The sequence below is a fragment of the Stenotrophomonas maltophilia group sp. Smal12 genome (assembly GCF_037079935.1).
Classification (GTDB): domain Bacteria; phylum Pseudomonadota; class Gammaproteobacteria; order Xanthomonadales; family Xanthomonadaceae; genus Stenotrophomonas; species Stenotrophomonas sepilia.
Genome location: NZ_JBAWUK010000035.1, coordinates 33,937 through 55,990 on the forward strand (window position 1 = coordinate 33,937; position 22,054 = coordinate 55,990).

The following is a 22,054-nucleotide window of genomic DNA, read 5'->3' on the forward strand; positions in this document are numbered from 1 at the left end:
GAAGACGAACCGAATGAACCGCTGCCTGCGCCCCACCCTGCTCTCCCTCGCCCTCTGCGCTGCGCTGCCACTGCACGCCAGCGAGGCCGAGGCATCCCCTGATGCGGCTGCCACCGGCGCCGAGCGCTCGCCGACCGAACTGGCGGCGGTGCGCGTGCAGGCCGGCAAGCCGAAGGCCGATACCTCGCGCGTGAACGCCTTCGGTGGCGGTTCTTGGAAGGACACGCCGGCTTCGGTGAACGTGCTCGAGCGCGACTATCTCGACCGCCGCCAGCTACGTTCGCTGTCCGAGCTGGCCAGCAATGATGCCTCGCTGGGTGATGCCTACGCGCCTGTGGGCTACTACCAGAACATCGCCATCCGCGGCTTCGCCCTGGACGCCGCCACCGGCTACCGCTTCAACGGCCTGTCCATCGCCGGCGAACAGCGCCTGGCGCTGGAGAACGTGCAGTCGGTGGAGATCCTCAAGGGTGAAGCCGGGCTGGCGGCAGGGGTGATGGCGCCGGGCGGGATCATCAACTACATCGGCAAGCGCCCGGCCGAAGTGCGCACCGCCACGCTCGGTACCGATTCGGAAGGCTCGCGCTACATCGCCGTCGATGTCGGCCACTGGATCACCCCGCGCTTCGGCCTGCGCCTGAATGCCGCATGGGATTCCAGCAATTCCTACGTCGAGCATGCCGATGGCCGCCGCAACTTCTACTCGCTGGCCGCCGACTGGCTGATCGGCGAGCGCGGCAAGCTGGAAGTGGATGCCAACTATCAGACCAGCGCGCAGCGCTCGGTGTCCGGCTACCAGCTGCTGGGCGCGCGTGACCTGCCGCGCGGTGTCGACCGCGAGCATCTGCTCGGCTACCAGCCGTGGCAGCGCCCGGTGGATATCGCCAGCACCAACATCACTGCGCTGCACACCTACGACTTCAATGAGGCCTGGCAGTCGCGCGTCTCGGTCGGCCACAGCCGCTCGGTGATCGACGACAACGTCGCCTTCGCCTACGGCTGCTACTACGCCGCGCAATGTGCCGATGGCAGCGTGCCGGGCAACTACTTCGCGCCCAACGGCGACTATGACATCTACGACTACCGCAGCCCGGACGACACCCGCCAGAACCAGCAGGCCCGTGCCGAACTGCGTGGCCGCTTCGAGACCGGCAGCATCGGCCACCAGCTGACCGTCGGTGCCGACTACTTCCGCCGCACCGTGGACAGGCGCCCGAGCGTCAACGAGTACGTCGGCACCAGCAACATCCACGACGCACCGGTGCCGGTGTTCGCGCCGTCGCCGAAGATGCCGGGCCCTTCCGCACGGCGCCTGGACAGTCGCCAGACCGCGTTCTTCGCGCTGGACCGGATCAGCTTCGGTGACGACTGGCAGTGGCTGGCCGGTGGCCGCTTCGTCCGCCTGGACGAGCGCGCCTACGACAAGCGCGGCATCCCGCAGCGGCACAGCCGCCTGTCGCGCTTCCTGCCACAGACTGCGGTGGTGTGGAAAGCCACCGACCAGCTCAACGCCTACGCCAGTTACGTGCGCGGCATTTCGCTGGGCCAGGAAGCGCCGTTCTGGACCAGCAACGCCGACACCTTCCTGCCGTCGGTACAGTCGCGCCAGCTGGAAGTGGGCGTGAAGTACGTGCCGGTCGAAGCGCTGACCCTGGGTGCGGCGGTGTTCCGCATTTCGCAGCCTTACCAGTACGCCAAGCCCGACAACAGCGATGTGGGCTACACCTTCGTCGAGGAAGGCACGCAGACCCACACCGGCCTGGAGCTGACCGCCAACGGCCAGCTGACCGATGCACTGCAGATCGTGGCCAGCGCCAGCGTGCTGCAGGCGCGCGCGCGCGATACCGGCACGCCCACCTATGAAGGCCATCAGCTGGTGAACGTGCCGAAGGTGCGTGCCAGCGTGCACGTGGCCTATGCACTGCCGTTCGTGCAGGGCCTGGATGTCACTGGCGGCTGGCGCTATGCCGGTGCCAACGTGGCACGCGCCGACGGCGCCGTGCGCGCGCCGGACTACGCGGTCTTCGATGCCGGCCTGCGTTTCCAGCATCGCCTGCACGAGCGTGCGGTGACCTGGAACCTGTCGGTGGACAACGTGTTCAACCGCTTCTATTGGCGCGATACCGGCAGCAGCGGCGGTGACTATTACCTGTTCCCCGGCGCACCGCGACAGGCGCGCCTGTCGGTGACGTTCGCGCTGTGAGCAGCGTGATGCTCGAGTGGAGCGCCGCGCTGTGCAGCGTGCTCGGCGTCTGGCTGATGGCCCGGCGCCGGTTGTCTGCATGGCCGGTGGGCCTGCTGTCGGTCACGCTGTATGGCCTGGTGTTCGCCGAGGCCAAGCTGTACTCGGACACGCTGCTGCAGGTCGCCTTCGGTGGCTTCCTGGTCTACGGCTGGCTCAACTGGCGCCAGCACGCCGCCGATGAGGGCAGCATCCGCCTCGTGCCACTGGCGCGAGGCAAGCTGCTGCGCGACCTGGCCTTCGGCCTGTGCGGTGGCGTGGCGCTGGGTGCGGCCATGCACACCTTCACCGATGCCGCGCTGCCGTGGCTGGACGCGATGCTGACCGCACTGAGCCTGGTCGGCCAGTGGTGGCAGGCGCGCCGCCACGTCGCCTGCTGGTGGGTATGGATCGCCGTGGACGTAGTCTATGTGGGTGCGTACCTGTTCAAGTCGCTGCACGTAACTGCCGCGCTGTACGTGTTTTTCCTGGGCTTGGCCGTGTTCGGCCTGCGTGCATGGAGCGCGGCCGCGCGCGAACCGCAGGTGGCGCCGGTTCGTTGATGCGGATGGCCGGGCTGTGCGCTGGCCATCCACAGTAGAGCCACGCCATGCGTGGCTGAAGGGTCACCGGTAGGCCCATCCACGCACGGCGTGGATCTACCGGTCAAGCACCAGACCCAATCGCAGCGGTTGGCGCATGTCGGCCGGCGGAGCCGCCTGCAACGGCGCGGCCTGCAACGTCACGCGCAGGTCCGCATCCACCTCGCGGTCACCCAGGCTGTCGAACTCCAGCTTCGAGATGCGGCCGTCCGCCGCAATCCACAGGCTCACCGGCAGCGGCGTGGGTGTATCCGGGTGTGCACGCAGCCACTCCACCACGCGCTGCGCCTGCGGGTCCTGTTCCTGCTGCAGGCGCTGCTGCAGCTGGCCACCCACGGCGGCGGCGTAGGCCATCCAGTGCGCAGGGGCTTCGTGTGCGGACGCCGCGGCACTCCCCAGTGCCAGTGTGCCGAACACCGCAGCCAGACGCCGCCACCAGCGGCGGATGCCGGTCCTGTTCCCTGCCATGGCCATCGCCTGCCTCCTGCGCTCCCATCCAGCGCGCCATGGTCGGCGCCATAGATGACAGGCAGATGGCGGGCCGTGATGGCCCGGCGCGATCACTCGCCCAGGTCGGCCAGCACCTTGCGCGAGGGCGCGAAGAAGGTCACGCCGGTGGTGGCGGTGGAGAAGTCGAGGATGCGGTCGTGCAGCGGCGCAGGATTGCCGATGAACATGCGCTCGAGCATCTTCTCGATCACCCACAGGCGGCGCGTGTAGCCGATGAAGTAGGTGCCGTACTCGCCGCGCCCCGGGTTGGCGAACGGCATGTTGTCGCGCAGGATTTCGTGCTCGCCGTCGGCGTCTTCGATGGTGCACAGCGTCTTGTGCGATTTCTGCGCATCGGCCGGCGCATCATCCAGCTCGATGTTGTCGTGCTTGGTGCGGCCGATGATCGCCTCCTGCGCCTCGGTCTTCTGCGCGCGCCAGGCATCGAGGTTGTGCAGGTACTTCTGCACCACCACGTAGCTGCCGCCGGCATGCTCCGGGTCTTCATCGCCAACAATGGTGGCTTCCGGCAGCGACAGTCCTTCCGGGTTGGCGGTGCCGTCGACGAAGTCCAGCAGATCGCGGCCATCGAAGTAGCGGAAGCCGGCCACGTCATCGACCGCTTCCACCGCATCACCGAAGGCCATCAGCAGGTTGCGCTCGAACGCCACGATCAGGTCCATGGTACGTGCGCGGATGTGGTACAGCAGGTCACCGGGCGTGGCCACAGCGGTGTGGGTCGCGCCCTTGATCTCGCGGAACGGCTTCAGCTCGCGTGGCGGCGTGGAGCCCACCAGCGGCTGCCACACGCGATGGCCGATGGCCACGTTGCAGGTGAAGGTGCGCTCGATCTCGCGGATGGCGGTGTTCTTGATCAGGTCATCGGTGCTGGCCAGCACCTCGCGTGCCTTGGCGATCGACGCCTCGTCATCCTTCACCTTCAGCACCAGAAACACCGCCGAATGGGTAAGCGGTGCGGTGATCTGCTGCGGCTTGTCGAGCGTGTGGTTGAGGGCGGTGATCGGTGCGGGCTGGGAATTCACGGCAGTTCCTGCTGGCTTGAGGCGGGTGCATCGTCAATGGCGACGTGCCGGGATCATAGCGGAACCGCCTGACCGGCGACGGAGCGTTTCTCGTTCCGTCCTGCGAGCAGCACCGTGCATTCCCGCGCTACATGGAACTGCTGCGGCCCTGCACTCTCCGGACGCACACAAAAGAAGAAGCCCGGCGCGAGGCCGGGCTTCGGTTGGCGTGTGGGAGAGAGAGAGAGTCACACGCCAGCACAACACGCTCCAACGACGGGCGTTTGTTACCAGGTGAAGCGCGGGCCCACGAACCACTCGCGGTCGCCGGCCTTGGCCAGCTTCACTTCGCCACTCAGGCCCCAGTTCTGGTTGAACTTGGCGGTGGCGCCGACGCGGCCGTAGAACTCGCCGTCCGGGTTGATGCCGTGCTTCTTGGTGTAGTCCTCGTAGCCGGCCATCACGTAGCCTTCCACGTACGGGTTGAACGCGGTGCGCACGCCGACTTCGGTGGAGTAGCCGTTGAAGTCCAGGCCGTGCTTCATGTCGAACTTCTGGTACGCGACACGGGCGACCAGGTCGGTGTTCGGTGCGATGCCGTAGTTGTAGCCGGCACCGATGCGCCACTGGTCGACGTCATTCTTGAACGTGTCGGTCTCCTGCGCGCTGTAGTCGCCGAAGATGTGGAAGTTCGGGTGCACCGCCACGGAACCCTTCACCTTCCAGCCATCGGCGTCGCCGCCCTTGGCATCGGTGTTCACGTAGCCGCCTTCAACGTAGTTGTACGACAGGCCATCGGTTGCCGATGCAGCGAACGGCAGGGCAGCCAGAAGGCCCAGGGCGAGCAGCGAATTCTTGTTCATCGGGACACACCTTTAATTATTTTGGTTTCGTCGGCCGCCTCCCGGGAGGGGGAGAGAGAGGGGGCGGTCGACAGGTGTGAATTATCCGTTAGGGGGTCTAATCGACCCTGAATATTGAACTGACTGGTGTATAAATAAGGCTGGCGTTCAGGGAACTCCTCATGCCGCACGCATCAGTCGCGTCACTGCTGTTTCCGCTTCATGCCCGGCGCACAGTGCGGGCTTTGCTGCTCTTCGCCCTGCCGATGATGCTGCAGGTAGCCAACGCAGCCGAGCGTACCCGCCCTTCCGGGCGCATCGTGATTCAGACCGACGATGTCACGCGCTTCTTCAGCGTGCTGGATGCAAGCGGAGGGAAGCCGAATGCCGACGATCTGTAGCGCGGCTATCTGCATGCGGGTACGGATGCACTACGCAGCTTCACTGACAGCCGTATCGGCTCGATGGATCGTCTTGCAGATGCGATCCAGCGCAGACCTGCGCTGTTTGCCAAAGCACGTACCTGTGCGACGGCGCTGCCGGAGATCCGCGAGCGGGTTGCCAAGGCACTCGATCGGTTGGGCACTCTGATTCCCTCCGCACGTTTTCCGCCGGTCACCGTGCTGGTGGGTCGGGGAAACAGCGGCGGTGTCACCACGCCCGACGGCGTGGTGATCGGACTGGAGGCACTGTGCCACGCCGACTGTATGCAGCCCGACATCGGCGATCGATTCGTGCACCTGATTGCCCATGAGTACGTGCACGTGCAGCAGCCCGGTGCGAGCGTCGATGTCGCGCAGCCCACCCTGCTCTATCAGACGTTGCTTGAAGGCGGCGCCGAGTACGTGGGCGAACTGATCTCGGGGCAACCGTCCAACGCGCATCTGCGTCGTTGGACGCAGGGCCGCGAATGCGCCCTGGAACGCCAGTTCGCCCGGGACAGCGCTGGTACTGATCTGTCGCAATGGCTCTACAACGGAGCGGGCGACGAAACGCGCCGCGGCGATCTTGGCTACTGGATCGGCTACTGCATTGCCGCTGACTACGTTGCCCGCGCCGATGACAAAGCTGGTGCCGTCGCCACGCTGCTGACGGTGCGTCCGGAAAGTGCGCCGGCGCCCGGCGTGTGGGCCAGTGGAAAACGGGTAGGAATGAAGCCGTCTTCAGGCTGATGAATTGGGCGATTCGAGCAACCGCAAGGCCATCGCCTCTGTGCACATCAGCTCGCCTAATCTCACTCGTTAAGCTTTGCTGATGAACATATTTCACAACCCTTCCACGTCTTCCAACTTCAGCTGAAAGCGCTTGTCAGCGTGGGGAACAAACGCCGCTATATTCCAGCTTCCCCAGACGAAGGAGGGAGTGCAATGAACCTGAACCCGCAACACATGAAGACGGCCCGCGCACTTGCTGTAGCGCTCATCGCCACCGTGAGCCTTGGCGCTTGTGCCACCTACAAGGACGAGTTCGCAACCATCAACTCGCGCCTCGATCAGCTCGATGTAAAGGTGCAGGGCGCTGCACAGAGTGCCGAGTCCGCCAACCAGTCGGCACAGCAGGCCAACCAGCGCCTGGACCAGATCGAAGGCCGCGTGCAGCAGCTTGAAAGGGCACCCGTCGGACGCAAGCCGCGCGGCTGATCGCTCCCTCACCGTTTGAATTGATCCACCTCTGTATCGGGAACCAGTGGCCCTCGCCGGCCACTGGCCTCCTTCCACCAGGATTGCATTGCCAGGAGCCTTCCCATTCGTACCTCCTCCTCCCCTGCACGCCGCGCCTTCCATGCCGCTCTGGCCATGGCACTGGCCGTTGCATGCAGCGGCGCAGCCAACGCCAGGGACAAGGACGCACCCGCAGCACCGGCGGCCGCCGTTGATGAACTTCCGCCCGACCAGAGCGTCTCCGAAACAGTGATCGAGCTGGCCGGCTGGGTGGTCGCCAGCAAGGACAACCAGGGTTATCCGTTCGCGATCATGGACAAGGCCGCGGCGCAGGTCCTGGTCTTCGGCGGCGACGGCAAGCTGCGCGGCGCCGCGCCGGCGCTGTTCGGTTCGGCCATCGGCGATCATTCCGCACCCGGCGTCGCCAAGCTTGCCCTGAGCGCGATTCCCGGCCACGACCGCACCACCCCTGCGGGCCGCTTCATCGGCGCCTATGGCCCCTCCGACGATGCCGGGCGCGTGCTGTGGGTGGACTATGATTCCGCCGTGTCGATGCATCCGCTGCCGCCGGGCACCCCGAAGGAAAAGCGCGCCGAACGACTGGCGACGCCGACGCCGGACGACAACCGCGTCACCCACGGCTGCATCAACGTCTCGCCGGCGTTCTACGAGCAGATCGTGCACTCCACGTTCGAGAAGGGCGGCGTGTTCTACATCCTGCCGGACAAGGATTCGATCGCGAAGACGTTCCCGGCGTTCGCGCAGAGCCGTGGCGATGCAAAGGACGAGAACAGCAAGGGCGCGCAGCGCGCGAGCAGGTAGCGCGCGTACTGGAACTCAGGAAGCCGTAGCCCCTGCAGCCCGCGCCAATGCCGCGGCGTGCGCGTCGCCCTTCCGCTCGCTGTAGCGGTCCACCAGGTAGTCCGACCGGCCCCGCGTCAGCAGCGTGAACTTCACCAGTTCCTCCATCACGTCCACCACCCGGTCGTAGTACGGCGAGGGTTTCATCCGGCCGTCGTCATCGAATTCCTGCCAGGCCTTGGCCACCGACGACTGGTTGGGGATGGTCAGCATGCGCATCCAGCGGCCGAGCACGCGCAACGTGTTGACGGTGTTGAACGACTGCGAGCCGCCGCTCACCTGCATCACCGCCAGCGTCCTGCCCTGCGTCGGCCGCACGCTGCCATCTTCCAGCGGCAACCAGTCGATCTGGTTCTTGAACACGCCGGTGACCGTGCCATGCCGCTCGGGGCTGACCCAGACCTGCCCTTCCGACCACTGTGACCATTCGCGCAGTCGCCGCACTTCGGGGTGATTCCTGTCCACGCTGTCCAGCATCGGCAGCGCATGCGGATCGAACACCCGGGTATCGCACCCCAGGTGGCGCAGCAGCCGCTCGGCTTCCAGCGCCAGCTTGCGGCTGAACGACTGGGGCCGCAGCGAGCCGTAGAGCAGGAGAATGCGTGGCGGCCCCAGATCTGCCGCGGCGAGCTGGTGATGATTGGGCTGGGGCAATGACGATTCCGCCAGGTTGGGCAGGTCCAGGCTTGTGATTGGCTTATTCATTCGATTATTCTAGAAATATGGAAACGTCGAATGCAATCGCTGCCCTGACCGCCCTCGGCCATGCCACCCGCCTGGCTGCCTTCCGACTGCTGGTGGAGGCGGGCCCGGCAGGGCGCATGGCGGGCGACATCGCCACGGCCCTGCAGGTACCCCCAGCCACGCTCAGCTTCCACCTGAAGGAGCTGGTGCAGGCCGGGCTGGTGGAGAGCGAAAGCCAAGGCCGCCACGTCTGCTACCGCGCCAACTTCGATGCGATGAACGGCTTGATCCAGTACCTGACGCACAACTGCTGCGCGGGCTCCCCGGATGAGCGGTGCGCGGTCACCGAACCGGCATGCAGGTGCTGAGATGAAACCCGATCCGGTGATTCGTGCAGGCACGCGCGACGACCTGTGCTCCATCCGCGACCTTCTGCGGCAGGCGCAGTTGCCCGTGGCCGATCTGGAAAGCAGCGAGGTGGCGTTTCTCGTCGCAGACCTCGACGGCATTCCCGTGGGTGCCGTTGGATTGCAGATCTTCGGCGCGTCGGCCCTGCTTCGCTCACTGGTGGTGTCAGATGACCGACGCAATACCGGCCTTGGGCGCGCGTTGCTGTCAGCGGCCGAGGACATGGCCCGCCGCATGCAGGTCAGGGAACTGGTGCTGCTGACAACGTCGGCAGGCCCGTGGTTCGCGCGGCACGGCTATGCCGGATGCGATCGCGCGCAGATAGCGGAGGCGATCCGCAGCTCTGCCGAGTTCACTCGTCTCTGCCCGGCCAGCGCGCTGTGCATGTCCAAGCCACTCACTGACCACGGAAGCCACATGACCCGCAATGTCCTGTTCCTCTGCACCGGCAACAGCGCGCGCAGCGTGCTGGCTGAAGCCACCCTGCGCGCCTGGGGCGGCGATCACTTCAGCGCATTCAGTGCGGGCAGCCAGCCCACTGGCCAGATCAATCCCTTCGCGCTCGCCCAGCTGCAGGCCGAAGGAATGCCCGTTGAAGGGCTGCGCAGCAAGTCGTGGGATGAGTTCGTGGATGCAGCCCCGATGGATCTGGTGATCACCGTGTGTGACGCGGCCGCTGCCGAAGCCTGCCCTGTGGTGTTCGGTGACTTCATCCGCAGCCACTGGGGCCTGCCTGATCCGGCCGCCGTGGCAGGCAGCGATGCCGACAAGGCCGCGGCCTTCGCACTGGCCCATGCCATCGTGAAAACGCGCCTGCGCGCGCTGCTCGCACTGCCCGAATCGGTGTGGTCCGAACGCGAAGCGCTGCAGCACGCGCTGGACCGGATCGGCCAGCTGCTGCCGACCGACGGCGCACAATGACGGTGCCACTGCCATGAGCCTGTTCGAGCGACACCTGACGCTGTGGGTTGTGCTGTGCATTGCGATGGGCACGCTGCTGGGCCACGTCCTGCCCGATGCCTTCGCGGTGCTGGCCTCCGCCGAAGTGGCCAAAGTCAACCTGCCGGTTGCGGTGCTGATCTGGCTGATGATCATCCCGATGCTGCTGAAGGTCGACTTCACTGCGATGGGCCAGTTGCAGCAGCACTGGAAGGGCATCGGCGTGACACTGTTCATCAACTGGGCCGTGAAGCCGTTCTCGATGGCGCTGCTGGGCTGGCTGTTCCTGCGCCATGCCTTCGCGGACTGGCTGCCCGCAGCACAGATCGACAGCTACATCGCCGGTTTGATCCTGCTGGCGGCCGCGCCCTGCACCGCCATGGTGTTCGTGTGGAGCAACCTGTGCCGCGGTGATGCCAACTTCACCCTGAGCCAGGTGGCCTTGAACGACGCGATCATGGTGGTCGCGTATGCGCCGGTGGTTGCGCTGCTGCTGGGCCTGTCGGCGATCACTGTGCCCTGGGACACGCTGCTGTTGTCGGTTGGCCTCTACATCGTGGTGCCCGTGCTGGTGGCCGCGTTGCTTCGGCGCTGGATGCTTTCGCGCAGCGGCGAGGCGGGCCTGCAGCGCGCGCTTCGACGGCTGGGCCCGCTGTCCCTGTCCGCGCTGCTGCTGACGCTGGTGCTGCTGTTCGGGTTCCAGGGCCAGCAGATCGTGAAGCAACCGCTGGTGATCGCGCTGATTGCGGTGCCGATCCTGATCCAGGTCTATTTCACTTCGGGCCTGGCCTACCTTCTGAACCGCCGTCTGGGCGTGGCGCATTGCGTGGCCGGCCCGTCAGCGCTGATTGGTGCGAGCAACTTCTTCGAACTGGCTGTGGCCACAGCGGTGGGACTGTTCGGCGTGCACTCGGGAGCGGCGCTGGCCACCGTGGTGGGTGTGCTGATCGAGGTACCGGTCATGCTGTCCGTGGTGCGGATCGTGAACCGTACACAAGCCTGGTACGAGAGATGCGAAGAGCACTGACAGATCAAAGTGTGTGGGAGTCGAATTGCGTTCTTCGCCCCGCACTGTCGTCATCGACTTGGTGGGGTGCCCGTACGCCACGTCATCAACTTCGACCCATGTCGCATATTCCCCATGCCGCTACGGCCGTTGCGGCGCCTGCGTCTGCGACAGCTTAACAGCGTGCAAAAATGCCGAAAGCGTCTTTGATCAAGCGTTGAATGCAACTGTTCTGATTGGCACCGCGCAGCAGCACGCGTACAGATGACGTGCCATCGAAAAAGGATGGCCGGGCTTCGAAAACCCGTGCGCTTGTTTAACAACGCTTGCCCGCCGGCGTCACCCCTCGTGGCGCCGGCGGGCAATCCGTCTGCCGGCTATGGCGGGCGGAGCGTGGAGGCCCTGTGCCTGCCGGTTTCAACAAGCGCCCGGTTTTCGAGCCACGTCTCCGCCCGCCACCTTTGTGTGGCGGCTGCCGTCTGTCCTGCACGGAGCATTGCCATGAGCACACCCGAATCCTCCCGACTACGCACGCAATACGTGCCCGCCAACGCGGACGCGCCTTCGGAAGCACCGCACCAGCAGGATCCTCTCGGTTTCATCGCCACCCTCGACCGCATCGGCAAGGGCGCCGCCGCCGACGGCCAACCCTGGCCCGAACGTCATCAGATGCCCGGCCGCCGCATGGCGCTGGCCGACGCGGATTGCGCATTGACCGGCCTGCGCGTGGCGCTGGAAATGCTGCTGGCTGCCGGGCGCGTGCGCCAGAACGGTCCCGACGAGGAGTACGTGGGCGACCGCGTGATGGAGGGCCTGATGATGGCCAGTCTGTCGCTGACCGCACAGGTCAGCGCACGCATGCGCCCGGAAGGGTGACACGGGGAACAACGCTCACTGCAACGCCGGGCACGGCCCGGCGCTGCGGCGCGCGCCACATCACTCGCAAAGCGCGCTGTCTTCCTTCAGCGCGGCATCCTGCAGTGGCTGGCGCTGTTCGATCTGCACACGCTGTTCCGCCGTCGGCTCGCCCAGCCACCACACACGGCAGCGCGCAGTAAGACGGCCGACCATCTTCGCCTGCGTGGGTGCGTACAGCATCGCCAACGCGGTGCCGGGGCAGTCGTGGGCCTGGCAGGCGGTGTAGAACCACCACGGCTCGCCCTGCAGCACTACCAGTTCGCCAGGACCGCTGGGCCCGCTCAACAGGCGTTCGCGCAGCGATGGAATCTCCTTGTCGGCGGATTCGGCTGCGGCCGTGTTCTTCATCAGGGCGTTGAACGCGGCCAGCACCTTCGGATCCTTGCGGCCACAGTCGTCCACGGTGTTGCCGCCCACCAGGGTGAAGAAGTGGGTCGCCAGCGGGTTGTCCGCGCAGGTCAGTTCGCCGCCGGCGCCCGGGTCTTCCGGTTCGCCTTCGTTGTCCCACACCGAGGGGGCCACGCCGTCTTCGGCGGACGGTTCCTCCTCGACCACCGTCGCCGCGGCGGCCGGTGCTTCGGTGGTCGGCGCTGGCGCCGCAGCAGGTGCAGTCCCGCCAGTCTTCTCCGGCGCCTGTCCGCAGGCTGCCAGCAGCGCGGCCATCATCGCCATCCCTGTGATTCGCATCTTCATTCCGTGTCCTTGTCTGATCTGCGCTGCGTCCGCCGAATCGGCGGCCGCGTGATTCTAACCAGCACCGTGCCAGGATGCGTTCGCAGCTTCCCGTCATCGCCTGGAGCCAGACGCATGCGCCGGACACGACTCGCCATGATCTTCTGCAGTGCTCTGCTGCTGGCATCGTCGGCAATTGCTCACGATGCAGGAAACGCGAAGCCTGCGCAGTCGCTCCCGGACGCAGCGCTGCCCGCACCGCTGGACCGTGTACTGCGCGACTACGAGCAGGCGTGGCGCACGGGTGATGCCAAGGCACTGGCTGCGCTGTTCGCCGAGGATGGCTTTGTGTTGCAGAGCAACCAGCCGCCCGTGCGCGGACGCAGCGCGATCGAGGCCGCGTATGCCGGCCAGGGCGGCAGCCCGTTGCGGCTGCGTGCGCTGGCGTATTCGATGGAGGGCAACACGGGCTACATCGTCGGTGCGTACAGCTACGGCAACAACGTGGGCGATACCGGCAAGTTCACGCTCACGTTGAAGCGCGTGGACGATGGGCCGTGGTTGATCTTTTCGGACATGGACAACACCAGCGCGCCGCCGCGGGCGCGGTGATTGCTGCCGCCGGGCGCCAACCAAGGTTGGCAGCTACCAGAAGCGGGTTCGGCAGTAGATCCACGCCATGCGTGGATAGGGCACGCACATAAAAAAATCCCGGCGCGTGGCCGGGGTTTTTCGATTCACTTGAACAGCGTGTCCGGATACTCCGGTTTCTGTTCCCGCGCCAGCAGTGCGCGCAAGCCTTCTTCCGGGGTCTGCTCGCCATGCAGCACGGCACGCACACCGTCGGAGATCGGCAGGTCGATGCCATGACGGCGCGCCTGTCGCATCACTTCGTCGGCGGTCTGCACCGACTCGACCACCTGGCCGATCTCGCGCACTGCATCCTGCAGCGTCTGGCCGCGGCCCAGGGCCAGGCCCAGGCGGCGGTTGCGCGACAGGTCGCCGGTGCAGGTCAGCACCAGATCGCCCAGGCCGGCCAGGCCCATCAGCGTTTCCGGCTTGGCGCCGATCGCAGCGGCCAGGCGCAGCATCTCGTTCAGACCACGGGTGATCAGGCCGGCACGGGCGTTGAGGCCCAGCTGCATGCCATCGGCCACGCCGGTGGCCACCGCCAGCACGTTCTTCATCGCGCCGCCCAGCTCGGCACCGACCATGTCGTCGCCGGTGTAGGCGCGGAACGCCGGGCCATGCATCGCCTCGGCCACCGTCTGCGCGAACTCGGGCACGTCGCCGTGCACGGTGATCGCGGTCGGCAGGCCCTGGGTGACTTCCTTGGCGAACGACGGCCCGGTGACGACGGCCAGCGGCACATCCTCACCCAGCACTTCGCGCGCCACTTCATGCAGGAAACGGCCCGAACCGGGTTCGAAGCCCTTGGTGGCCCAGGCCACGCCGGCACCGGCCGGTCGCAGCGGCGCCAGCGCACGCACGGTCTCGCCGAACGCGTGCGACGGCGTCACCACCAGGATCCAGGCCGCGCCCTGCACCGCCGACGCCAGATCGGTGGTGGCACGCAGGCTGTCCGGCAGCGGGATGCCCGGCAGGTAGCGCGGGTTCTCGTGGCGCTGGTCGATGGCCTCGACCACGGCCGCGTCGCGCCCCCACAGCACGGTCGGGTGACCGTGCCGTGCGAGCAGGCTGGCCAGGGCGGTTCCCCAGGAACCGGCGCCCAGCACGGCGATCTTGTCAGCGGGAGTGCTCATCCGTGACGTCGCGGCAGGAATCAGGCGTTGCCGGCCGGCTCGGAGTCAGCCAGCGACGGTGCGTCGCCCTGCTCCTGGCGCTGGCGCAGGGTTTCTGCGTACAGGCCTTCGAAGTTGATCGGCTGCAGGAAGAACGGCGGGAAGCCGCCGGCCTGGATCAGGTCGCTGATCAGCTGGCGCACGTACGGGAACAGGATGTTCGGGCACTGGGTGCCGAGCAGCACGTCGATCGACTGCGGGTCCAGGCCGACCAGGCCGAACACGCCGGCCTGCTTCACTTCGGCCACGTAGGCGGTGCGCTCACCGGCCTGGCAGGTCAGGGTCACGGCCAGCACGACTTCGAAGGCGTTCTCACCCAGGCGCTGCACCTGCTGGTTCAGGTTCAGCTGCAGCTCCGGCTGCACCTGGTCATTGAAGATGGTCGGCGCGTTCGGCGACTCGAAGGAGACGTCCTTGACGTAGATCTTCTCGACGGTGAAAGCGGGGCCGGTAGCGGCATCGACCGGCGCAGCGGCGCTGTTGGTGATCTCTTCGGACATTTCCAGTAACTCCAGGTGAATGCAATGAAAACGATGGTCTAACTACTGCGATGGGGGCGGGACCCGGCCCAGACAAGGCCGGATCCGCCACCTGCGACAATCAGTTGCGGCCCTTGACCAGCGGCAGTTCGGCCTGCTGCCAGGCGGGAATGCCGCCGTCGAGCACGTAGACCTTCTCGAAACCGGCCTTCTTCAGCGCCTTGGCGGCGGTTTCCGAAGCGTTGCCGCTGCGGCACACCAGCACCACCGGCGACTGCTTGGCGTTGGCCACCAGCTTGTTTTCCGGGCCGAAGGCACTGGCCTGGGCGTTGCGGCTGCCGGCAATGTGGCCCTTCTCGAAGTCACCGCTGGCCGACAGGTCGACCACCACCGTGCCGCCCGCGTTGATCAGCTGGGTCAGTTCGGCGGGCTTGATGCCCTTGAAGCCCCGGAACAGGCGGCGGATCTCGGTGACGATGATGGCCACGGTCAGGCCGACCAGGGCCGCGGACAGCATCGGGTTTCGGCCTGCAAAGGCCAGCAACTCTTCGTAATTCACTCAGGTCACGGGTCGATTAAGCGGGCGCCGATTGTCGCACAAGCCGGACGCGGCCCGTCACTGCCCCTTCCACAGGTCCGGCAGGCCGGCGGTCTGCCACCAGCGCTTGGCCTCCGGGTCCCAGCGCCAGCGCTCGACCACGACCACGGTGCGCTCGGCCTGGGTGTTCTGGTTGATCACCCCGATTTCGACCCGGCGCTCGACCAGGCCACCGTCCAGCGAGGCGCTGCTGCGCTCGCGATAGGACGACACGCGCAGCTGCGCGTAACGGTTGAGCTCGAACTCGGTCGGCGGCTTTTCCTTGCGCAGCTTGGGGTCGAGGTAGCCGATGGCATCGTCCATGCTGCCCCAGCGGATGGTCGCCCCGTAGGCGATCTGGGTCTCTTCCAGCAGCTTGCGCTGCTTGCGGCTGAGGTCGTCGGCCGAGGCCACGGCACTGGCCAGCAGCAGGGAATACATCAGGAACTGGATGAGGCGGCGCATCGGTGGTTTCCCCAGAACGTCAGCCTGCCATCCTACCCTTTGGCGAAGGCAACAAAGCGACCGCTGAATTCGGCGGCGGGCTTGCCATCGGCACCGGGCTGGGTGGCGATGATGCTGATGCGGGCCTTGCGGCGCTGCCGGAAGGTATTCAGGAAGGCGTCCCAGCCGGTGGCTTCGGCCGCTTCGGCGTGGGCGTGCAGGTCCTCATAGACCGGCGCCAGATAGCGCAGGTTGCTGTCGGCCACATAGACCTCGGCATCGTGGCCGGCCAGGCGCAGGCGCAGGCTGACCAGCGCCCAGCCGGACAGGGTCAGCACCGAGGCCAGGCTGCCGCCGAAGGCGTTGCCCTTGTCATTGACGTTGGCCGCCAGCGGCGCGGTGATGCGCAGCACGCCATCGGCATAGCCGTCGAGCTGGATCTGCATGGCGCGCACCGCCGGCATGCAGTCCAGCACGTCCTGCAGGGCGGCCAACGAGGAAGTCAGGGCATCAACGGACATCGGAGCAGCGACCACGACAACGAAGGGCCCGCATAATGCAGGCAATGGTCGACCATACGATACCCACTGGCGCCAGCCGTTCCGGCCCACGCTGGACCCTGATCTCGCTGCGCCCGCGGGGCCAGAACGTGGCGCTGCGCCGCGCCGTTGCCGGGCTGGGCGGGAATGTCCTGGCCCTGGCGCCCTGGCGCCTGCAGCGCCTGCATGGCACGGCTGTGGTGCGCCAGTTGCAACGCACGCTGAACTGCGACCGGGTGGTGTTCACCAGCCCGGCCGCCGTTGCCGCAGCCGCGTCCCTGCTGCCGCTGGCCGGCGTGCAGCGCAGCCCGTGGCTGACCGTGGGCGAAGGCACTGCGCGCGCATTGCAGGCACATGGCATCACCGAGGTGCACGCGCCGCAGCGGATGGACAGTGAAGGCCTGCTGGCGCTGCCGGTGCTGGCCGACGTACAGGGCCTGCGCGTCGGACTGGTGACCGCGCCCGGCGGGCGTGGCCTGATTGCCGCGCAGCTGCAGGCGGCGGGCGCCACGATCGAACGTGCCGACGTCTACAAGCGTCGCCTGCTGCGACTGCCCCCGCGAACGCTGGCGCGGTTGGCGCATTCAGCACAGCCGTGGGTACTGGCCGTGAGCAGTGGCGAAGCGTTGCAGCATTTCTGGCAACAGCTTCCGCCGGCCGGGCAGCAGCGCCTGCGGGCGTCTGCCCGCGTGGTGGTTGCCAGTGACCGCCTCGGCGAACAGGCGCAGGCGCTCGGCCTGCAGCGCATCACACGCAGCGCCGGCCCCACCGCTGCGCAGCTGGTGGCCGCTGCACACGCCACGCTCACCGTCCCGGCAGCGACCTGAACAGGGACGTGGATCACGCTTGCCGCTGCCGTCGGCAACGGTGATGCTGTGCACAACGCAGCCTGCCGGCACCCCGACCGGCGACGTTGCCGACAAGGAAGCCTGATGAACGATACTCCGCCCGCACCCCCACCCCATCGACCCGTGCGCTGGCTGCTGCCGCTGGCCGCCGTGGTCGTGCTCGGCGCGGGCGGTTATGCCGGCTGGTACGTCTGGCAGCAGCAACAGCGCGAACAGGAAGCGCAGGCACAGGCCAAGGCCGTACAGCTGAAGGGCCTGGAGGCCACGCTGGATGCGCTGCGCCGTGACCAGCGCGCGACCAGCCAGCGCCTGCAGGATGCGGCGACCACCAACCGCGTGCTGCGCGACGAGATGCTGGGACTCTCACAGCGCAGCGCGCTGCTGGAAGAGAACGTGGCCAAGCTGGCCGACAGTGCCAACCAGGGCCGCCAGGCGGTGCAGCGCGATGAGGCCGAGCTGCTGCTGACCCAGGCTGCGCAGCGCCTGAACTACGCCGACGACGTGGACGGCGCGCGCCGCCTGTATGCACAGGCCGCCATCGCGCTGGCCGATCTGCCCGACGCCGACGGCCTGAACCTGCGCCAGGCGCTGGTGCAGGAGCGCGAGGCACTGGATGCGCTGGGCAGCGGCCCGCGCGTGCAGTCGCTGCAGCGCCTGGATGCTGTGGCCCGGGCGCTGCAGGGCCTGCCCTCGCAGATCACCGGCACGACCGGCAGCAGCACCGCCAAGCCCTGGTGGCAGGCCACGCTGGCACCGTTCGTGGACATCACCCCGAGCCGCCAGAACGGCCCGCTGACGGCCGCCGAAAAGCGCAACGCCGACGATGCACTACAGCTGGAATTGACGTTGGCGCGCGCCGCGATCGAGCGCGGCGACCGCGCGGGCCGCAACACCGCTCTGGACCGCGTGGAGCAGTGGGCACAGCGGCGCTGGCCGGATTCACCGGCCCTGCGCGCGCAACGTGCTGAACTGAAGGCCTTGCGCGAACTGCCGCTGCAGGCCAACGACGCTGTCCTTGGCAGCACCCTGCAACAACTGCGCACCCAGACCGACCGGAGGTAAGCCCGCATGAAACCCCTGCAATCCCTGGTCGTGCTGTTGCTGGCCGTGGCCATCGGCGTGGTCGCCGCGCAATGGCTCGGCGCCGATGACCTGAACCGCTTCGGCGAAGTGACCCTGCGCTACGGCGGCTACGACTATCACAGCAACCTGCCGAAGGTAGCGCTGCTGGCGGTGATCACGGTGCTGGTGCTGTGGCTGCTGTGGAGCCTGATCGCTGCACCGTTCCGTGCCTGGGGCCGCTACCGCCGCAAGCAGGGCCGGGTGCGCCTGATCGACGGCCTGCAGGCCTACGAGCATGGCCAGTGGCAGCGTGCGGAGAAGCTGCTGGACGGCGCCGCCAAGGACCCGGAAGTGAGCGCGGTGGCACTGGCCACCGCCGTGCGCAGCGCGCAGGCACGCGCCGACGGCCCCGCCGGAGAGGCGCTGCTGCAGCGCCTGGGTGAAAGCGACGCCACCCTGCAGGCGCTGCTGCGCGCCGAACAGCTGCTGGCGCGCGATCTGCCGGTCGATGCGATCAATGCGCTGGACGTAGCGGCGATCCAGCCGCTGCCGCCGCGCGGCCTGTGGCTGCGTACCGAAGCGCTGGCACAGGCCGGCCGCGCCCACGAAGCGTATGGCCAGCTGGGTGCGCTGCGCCAGAGCAAGGTGCTGCCGGCCGACGCGAACAGCGAACTGGAGGCACGCCTGGCCGCACAGGCGCTACTGGAAGCGGCCGACGTCAACGCGCTGGCCGCACAGTGGGAGGCCACCCCGAAGGCGCTGCGCCCCACCCCGGACGTGGTGGGCGCCTATGCCAGCCGTGCGGTGGCGCTGGACTGGGATGAGCCGGCGCTGCTGGCGCTGGAACAGGCACTGGACCAGCGTTGGAATGACGATCTGGTGGCGCTGTATGGCCGCCTGCCCGCCGAGCGCCTGGCCACCCGCCAGGCCAATCTGGCGCGCTGGCGCAACGTGCACGATGACTCGGCCGCCCTGCGCCTGGCACAGGGCCGCGTGGCCCTGGGCCAGCAGCAATGGGATGCCGCCGATGCGTTCCTGCACGAGGCCATCGCCGCGGGCGCCGGTGCACCGGCGTGGGAAGCGCTGGGTGAAGTGTTCGCCCAGCGTGGCGAACACGCGCTGGCCGCGCAGTGCCTGGCCAATGCGCTGCGCCTGCAGCGCGGCGAGGACAGCGTGGAACTGGTGCGTGGCACCGAGACGCCGCTGCGCGCCACGGTGGAGGAGCAGCCCATCGTTGCACAGCCGCCGGTGTATGACGCCAACGAAGAGCGCGACGAGTTCGGCAACCCGCGGTTACCCTGATTGGTAGTGCCGGCCGCTGGCCGGCATCCACCGGTGAATTTGGCACCCACCAGAGCAACAATCCGAACAAAAAAAACGCCGCCCGATGGGCGGCGTTTTCAGTTCCAGGAGTGCCGGCCGGATCGTGCCGACCAACGGTCGGCACCCACCGATGGATGCGATCAGCGTTCGACGATCGCCACCACGCCCATGCCGCCGGCGGTGCAGATCGACACCAGTGCGCGGCCACCGCCGCGTTCGGCCAGTTGCTTGGCTGCCGTGGCGATCACGCGTGCGCCGGTAGCGGCGAACGGGTGGCCGGTGGCCAGCGACGAGCCCAGCAGGTTGATCTTGTCCGGGTCGATGCGGCCCAGCGGCGCGTCCAGGCCCAGACGGTTGCGGCAGTAATCCTCGCTCTCCCACGCACGCAGGGTGCACAACACCTGCGCGGCAAAGGCTTCGTGGATCTCGTAGATGTCGAAGTCCTGCAGGGTCAGGCCGTTGCGCTTGAGCATCTCCGGCACCGCGATGGTCGGTGCCATCAGCAGGCCTTCGCCATGCACGAAGTCCACTGCCGCCACGTGTGCGTCACGCAGGTAGGCCTGCGGCTCATGGCCATGCGCGCGCGCCCACTCTTCGCTGGCCAGCAGTACCGCAGCGGCACCGTCGGTCAGCGGGGTGGAATTGGCGGCGGTGAGCGTGCCACGCCCGGAAACCTTGTCGAACGCCGGCTTCAGCGTCGCCAGCTTTTCCAGCGAGGTATCCGGGCGCAGGATGTTGTCGCGCTCGACGCCACGGAACGGTGCGATCAGGTCGTTGAAGAAGCCACGCTCGTAGGCGGCAGCCAGCTTCTTGTGCGACGACACCGCCCACTCATCCTGCGAGTCGCGCGAGATGTTCCACTCCTTCGCCATGTCCTCGCAGTGGTCGCCCATGCTCTTGCCGGTGCGCGGCTCGGCCACGCCCGGGAACTCGGGCTTGAGCTCGGAGAACTTGAAACCGGCGGTGAGCGCACGGATCTTGTCGCCGGTGCTCTTGGCGCGGTTGGCCGCCAGCAGGCGTGCACGCAGTTTCTTTCCGTAGACGATCGGCACGTCGGAGGTGGTGTCCGAACCACCGCCGATGCCCGATTCGATCTGGCCCAGCGCGATCTTGTTGGCCACGGTGATGATGCTGTCCAGCGAGGTACCGCAGGCACGCTGCAGGGTGATGCCCGGGGTCAGCGGCGACAGGCCGGACGACAGCGTGGCTTCGCGGCCCAGGTTCCAGTCGCTGGAATGCTTGATCACCGCGCCCATCGCCACTTCACCCAGCTGCTGGCCATGCAGGCCGAACCGTTCGACCAGCGCACCCAGCGTACGGACGGACATGCCGAGGTTGCCGACATCCGAATACGCGGTGTTCTGGCGGCAGAACGGAATGCGGACGCCACCGAGGATGGCGACGGGACGAGCGTTGGGCATGGAGATACCTGGCATGGATGAGGGTGTCTGCAACATGGCCTGCACGACGGAGCAGGCATAATGGAGCCAAGTGTAGCTGCCGCCCTGTGATGGGCCAACCGTGGAACCATGAGCAAACCCGACCCCGCGATGAATGCCCTTGGCGTGCTGGCCCTGGAACTGGCCGGCGGCGAAATCCCCCGCCAGGCGGTGCTCAGCGCTGAACAGGCCGGTGAACTGGCCGAACGCGTCGGCCGTGACCTGGCCAAGCTGGTGCCACAGGTGGCCGAGCTGGACCTGGTGTTCGCCGCCGCGCATTTCGACCCGGCCGAAGTGCTGCGTCCGGGCTGGCCGATCCATCGCCGCCTGGAAGAACTGCAGATGCGTGCCCCGGGCCGCAACCAGGGCCCGCGCCTGCTGGCTTTCGGTACCGATGCCGAAGGTGACGTGCCACTGCCGTTCCAGGCCGATGCCACGCTGGTGGGCGGTGGCCTGCGCGTGGTGCCGTTCCTGCTGACCGGCAGCGACGTGGCCACCACCAGCGCGGTCGCCGATGCGCTGGAAGAAACCTTGCTGGCCAACGGCATGGCGCACGCCGACACCGCGCTGATGGCGCAGAACACCTTCGGTGCCCGCATCGAGCACGCGCGCTATTTCACCGTGAACGACCTGGCCGCGATGATGTCGATGCAGTACGACAACCAGGGCCTGGCCGCACTGTGGCCGCTGATCGAGACCGCGATCATGGCGCCGGGCGAGGACGAGTGGCTCAATGCCGCGCCCGAGCCGCTGCTGCGCTATACGCATGGCGAAGCACGCATGGCGCTGTTCGACCCGGCCGGTTGGTGCGCGCACTACAGCCACAGCAAGAACGACTGCGATCGCCTGAAGGGCATCTACGAGCAGTTCCTGATGCGCCAGCGACAGATGGCCGCGGTGCTGGAAGCACATGGCGTGCCGGTACTGTTCGTGCACTGCGAGGCCGGGCAGGACGCGCGCGAACTGCTGGCGCGCTGATCCGGGTGATATGTGGGTAGTGGGGGGGGGGGGGGGGGGGGCGCCCCCGGCGGTGGTTGGTGGGGGGGGGCGGGGGCGCGGCGGCCGCATAACAAACCCCGGCGGGTGGGGTGGGGGGGTTTTTATTTGGCGGGGTGTTTACGCCCCCCCCCCCCCCCCCGCGGCCCGCGCGGGGGGGGCGGCGGGGGGGTTTTGTTGGCGGTGGGGGGGGGGGCGTATCGGGGGGGGGGGAGGAGTG

The 22,054-nt window shown here is 67.3% G+C and carries 24 protein-coding genes and 2 pseudogenes; 15 read left to right on the forward strand and 11 right to left on the reverse strand.

What is annotated here, in order from left to right:
- Window positions 1–13 precede the first annotated feature (13 nt).
- Entirely contained in the window at window positions 14–2,203 is a 2,190-nt protein-coding gene (locus WDC87_RS15160) for a TonB-dependent siderophore receptor (RefSeq protein ID WP_252744268.1), read from the forward strand.
- A gap of 8 nt (window positions 2,204–2,211) precedes the next feature.
- Complete coding sequence (gene pnuC / locus WDC87_RS15165; RefSeq protein ID WP_111201259.1) at window positions 2,212–2,784, forward strand: nicotinamide riboside transporter PnuC; 573 nt, start codon at window positions 2,212–2,214, stop codon at window positions 2,782–2,784.
- Window positions 2,785–2,880: 96 nt separating this feature from the next.
- Here pnuC and WDC87_RS15170 read toward each other — a convergent pair whose 3' ends face one another.
- From WDC87_RS15170 to WDC87_RS15180, 3 genes are all read right to left on the reverse strand, one after another.
- Window positions 2,881–3,297 carry a hypothetical protein gene (locus WDC87_RS15170; RefSeq protein WP_072167331.1) on the reverse strand — a complete coding sequence of 139 codons (417 nt, stop codon included), beginning with the start codon at window positions 3,295–3,297 and terminating at the stop codon, window positions 2,881–2,883.
- A gap of 86 nt (window positions 3,298–3,383) precedes the next feature.
- Window positions 3,384–4,355: a Dyp-type peroxidase gene (locus WDC87_RS15175; protein ID WP_252744269.1), complete on the reverse strand. Its 972-nt coding sequence runs from the start codon at window positions 4,353–4,355 to the stop codon at window positions 3,384–3,386.
- A gap of 266 nt (window positions 4,356–4,621) precedes the next feature.
- On the reverse strand, window positions 4,622–5,197 hold the full coding sequence (locus WDC87_RS15180; RefSeq protein WP_049465985.1) for an Ax21 family protein: 576 nt from the start codon (window positions 5,195–5,197) through the stop codon (window positions 4,622–4,624).
- Between the two features lie 215 nt (window positions 5,198–5,412).
- Here WDC87_RS15180 and WDC87_RS15185 point away from each other — a divergent pair.
- The 3 genes and pseudogenes from WDC87_RS15185 to WDC87_RS15195 all read left to right on the forward strand — a co-directional run bounded on the left by WDC87_RS15185 (window position 5,413) and on the right by WDC87_RS15195 (window position 7,659).
- Window positions 5,413–6,348, forward strand: a pseudogene (locus tag WDC87_RS15185) (DUF2268 domain-containing putative Zn-dependent protease).
- A gap of 195 nt (window positions 6,349–6,543) precedes the next feature.
- Window positions 6,544–6,816, forward strand: coding sequence for a hypothetical protein (locus tag WDC87_RS15190; RefSeq protein WP_005420910.1), 273 nt, complete (start codon window positions 6,544–6,546; stop codon window positions 6,814–6,816).
- Between the two features lie 156 nt (window positions 6,817–6,972).
- A complete protein-coding gene (locus tag WDC87_RS15195; protein WP_088496695.1) occupies window positions 6,973–7,659 on the forward strand; it encodes a hypothetical protein in 687 nt (228 codons plus the stop codon).
- Between the two features lie 15 nt (window positions 7,660–7,674).
- Here the strand turns inward: WDC87_RS15195 and arsH are convergent, their stop codons facing one another.
- Window positions 7,675–8,403: an arsenical resistance protein ArsH gene (gene arsH / locus WDC87_RS15200; RefSeq protein WP_227836879.1), complete on the reverse strand. Its 729-nt coding sequence runs from the start codon at window positions 8,401–8,403 to the stop codon at window positions 7,675–7,677.
- A 17-nt stretch (window positions 8,404–8,420) separates the two neighbouring features.
- Here arsH and WDC87_RS15205 point away from each other — a divergent pair, with 17 nt between their 5' ends.
- The 5 genes and pseudogenes from WDC87_RS15205 (at window position 8,421) to WDC87_RS15225 (ending at window position 11,611) form a co-directional block, all read left to right on the forward strand.
- Window positions 8,421–8,750 carry a metalloregulator ArsR/SmtB family transcription factor gene (locus WDC87_RS15205; protein ID WP_134968525.1) on the forward strand — a complete coding sequence of 110 codons (330 nt, stop codon included), beginning with the start codon at window positions 8,421–8,423 and terminating at the stop codon, window positions 8,748–8,750.
- 1 nt (window position 8,751) lies between these two features.
- Window positions 8,752–9,171 (forward strand): annotated as a pseudogene (gene arsN2 / locus WDC87_RS15210) (arsenic resistance N-acetyltransferase ArsN2); the annotation flags it as partial.
- Window positions 9,172–9,207: 36 nt separating this feature from the next.
- Window positions 9,208–9,711 carry an arsenate reductase ArsC gene (locus WDC87_RS15215; RefSeq protein ID WP_043034987.1) on the forward strand — a complete coding sequence of 168 codons (504 nt, stop codon included), beginning with the start codon at window positions 9,208–9,210 and terminating at the stop codon, window positions 9,709–9,711.
- Window positions 9,712–9,724: 13 nt separating this feature from the next.
- Window positions 9,725–10,756, forward strand: coding sequence for an ACR3 family arsenite efflux transporter (arsB, locus tag WDC87_RS15220; RefSeq protein WP_252744270.1), 1,032 nt, complete (start codon window positions 9,725–9,727; stop codon window positions 10,754–10,756).
- Window positions 10,757–11,236: 480 nt separating this feature from the next.
- Window positions 11,237–11,611, forward strand: a complete 375-nt coding sequence (locus tag WDC87_RS15225; RefSeq protein WP_072167348.1) for a hypothetical protein — start codon at window positions 11,237–11,239, stop codon at window positions 11,609–11,611.
- Between the two features lie 60 nt (window positions 11,612–11,671).
- Here the strand turns inward: WDC87_RS15225 and WDC87_RS15230 are convergent, their stop codons facing one another.
- Window positions 11,672–12,346, reverse strand: coding sequence for an Ivy family c-type lysozyme inhibitor (locus WDC87_RS15230; RefSeq protein WP_252744271.1), 675 nt, complete (start codon window positions 12,344–12,346; stop codon window positions 11,672–11,674).
- A 114-nt stretch (window positions 12,347–12,460) separates the two neighbouring features.
- Here WDC87_RS15230 and WDC87_RS15235 point away from each other — a divergent pair, with 114 nt between their 5' ends.
- Window positions 12,461–12,937 (forward strand): nuclear transport factor 2 family protein, encoded by a 477-nt coding sequence (locus tag WDC87_RS15235; RefSeq protein ID WP_252744272.1) that lies wholly within the window; start codon window positions 12,461–12,463, stop codon window positions 12,935–12,937.
- A 125-nt stretch (window positions 12,938–13,062) separates the two neighbouring features.
- On the opposite strand, the gene WDC87_RS15240 is transcribed toward WDC87_RS15235, so the two are convergent.
- The 5 genes from WDC87_RS15240 to WDC87_RS15260 form a co-directional block, all read right to left on the reverse strand.
- The gene (locus tag WDC87_RS15240) at window positions 13,063–14,088 is read right to left on the reverse strand and encodes an NAD(P)H-dependent glycerol-3-phosphate dehydrogenase (RefSeq protein ID WP_065195990.1); all 1,026 of its coding nucleotides are present in this window, start codon (window positions 14,086–14,088) and stop codon (window positions 13,063–13,065) included.
- Window positions 14,089–14,108: 20 nt separating this feature from the next.
- Window positions 14,109–14,627: a protein-export chaperone SecB gene (gene secB, locus WDC87_RS15245; protein WP_252744273.1), complete on the reverse strand. Its 519-nt coding sequence runs from the start codon at window positions 14,625–14,627 to the stop codon at window positions 14,109–14,111.
- Window positions 14,628–14,727: 100 nt separating this feature from the next.
- Window positions 14,728–15,165: a rhodanese-like domain-containing protein gene (locus WDC87_RS15250; protein ID WP_049416566.1), complete on the reverse strand. Its 438-nt coding sequence runs from the start codon at window positions 15,163–15,165 to the stop codon at window positions 14,728–14,730.
- Between the two features lie 57 nt (window positions 15,166–15,222).
- Window positions 15,223–15,648: a hypothetical protein gene (locus WDC87_RS15255; protein WP_061479368.1), complete on the reverse strand. Its 426-nt coding sequence runs from the start codon at window positions 15,646–15,648 to the stop codon at window positions 15,223–15,225.
- A 32-nt stretch (window positions 15,649–15,680) separates the two neighbouring features.
- On the reverse strand, window positions 15,681–16,148 hold the full coding sequence (locus WDC87_RS15260) for a YiiD C-terminal domain-containing protein (protein ID WP_005407593.1): 468 nt from the start codon (window positions 16,146–16,148) through the stop codon (window positions 15,681–15,683).
- Window positions 16,149–16,183: 35 nt separating this feature from the next.
- On the opposite strand from WDC87_RS15260, the gene WDC87_RS15265 reads away from it, so the two are divergent.
- The 3 genes from WDC87_RS15265 (at window position 16,184) to WDC87_RS15275 (ending at window position 19,378) form a co-directional block, all read left to right on the forward strand.
- Window positions 16,184–16,993 (forward strand): uroporphyrinogen-III synthase, encoded by an 810-nt coding sequence (locus tag WDC87_RS15265; RefSeq protein ID WP_252744274.1) that lies wholly within the window; start codon window positions 16,184–16,186, stop codon window positions 16,991–16,993.
- Between the two features lie 105 nt (window positions 16,994–17,098).
- The gene (locus tag WDC87_RS15270; RefSeq protein ID WP_072167352.1) at window positions 17,099–18,076 is read left to right on the forward strand and encodes a uroporphyrinogen-III C-methyltransferase; all 978 of its coding nucleotides are present in this window, start codon (window positions 17,099–17,101) and stop codon (window positions 18,074–18,076) included.
- 6 nt (window positions 18,077–18,082) lie between these two features.
- On the forward strand, window positions 18,083–19,378 hold the full coding sequence (locus tag WDC87_RS15275) for a heme biosynthesis HemY N-terminal domain-containing protein (protein WP_072167353.1): 1,296 nt from the start codon (window positions 18,083–18,085) through the stop codon (window positions 19,376–19,378).
- Between the two features lie 161 nt (window positions 19,379–19,539).
- Here WDC87_RS15275 and WDC87_RS15280 read toward each other — a convergent pair whose 3' ends face one another.
- Complete coding sequence (locus WDC87_RS15280; RefSeq protein ID WP_005420942.1) at window positions 19,540–20,835, reverse strand: acetyl-CoA C-acetyltransferase; 1,296 nt, start codon at window positions 20,833–20,835, stop codon at window positions 19,540–19,542.
- A gap of 93 nt (window positions 20,836–20,928) precedes the next feature.
- Here WDC87_RS15280 and WDC87_RS15285 point away from each other — a divergent pair, with 93 nt between their 5' ends.
- Entirely contained in the window at window positions 20,929–21,816 is an 888-nt protein-coding gene (locus WDC87_RS15285) for a hypothetical protein (protein ID WP_065178704.1), read from the forward strand.
- Window positions 21,817–22,054: the final 238 nt, after the last annotated feature.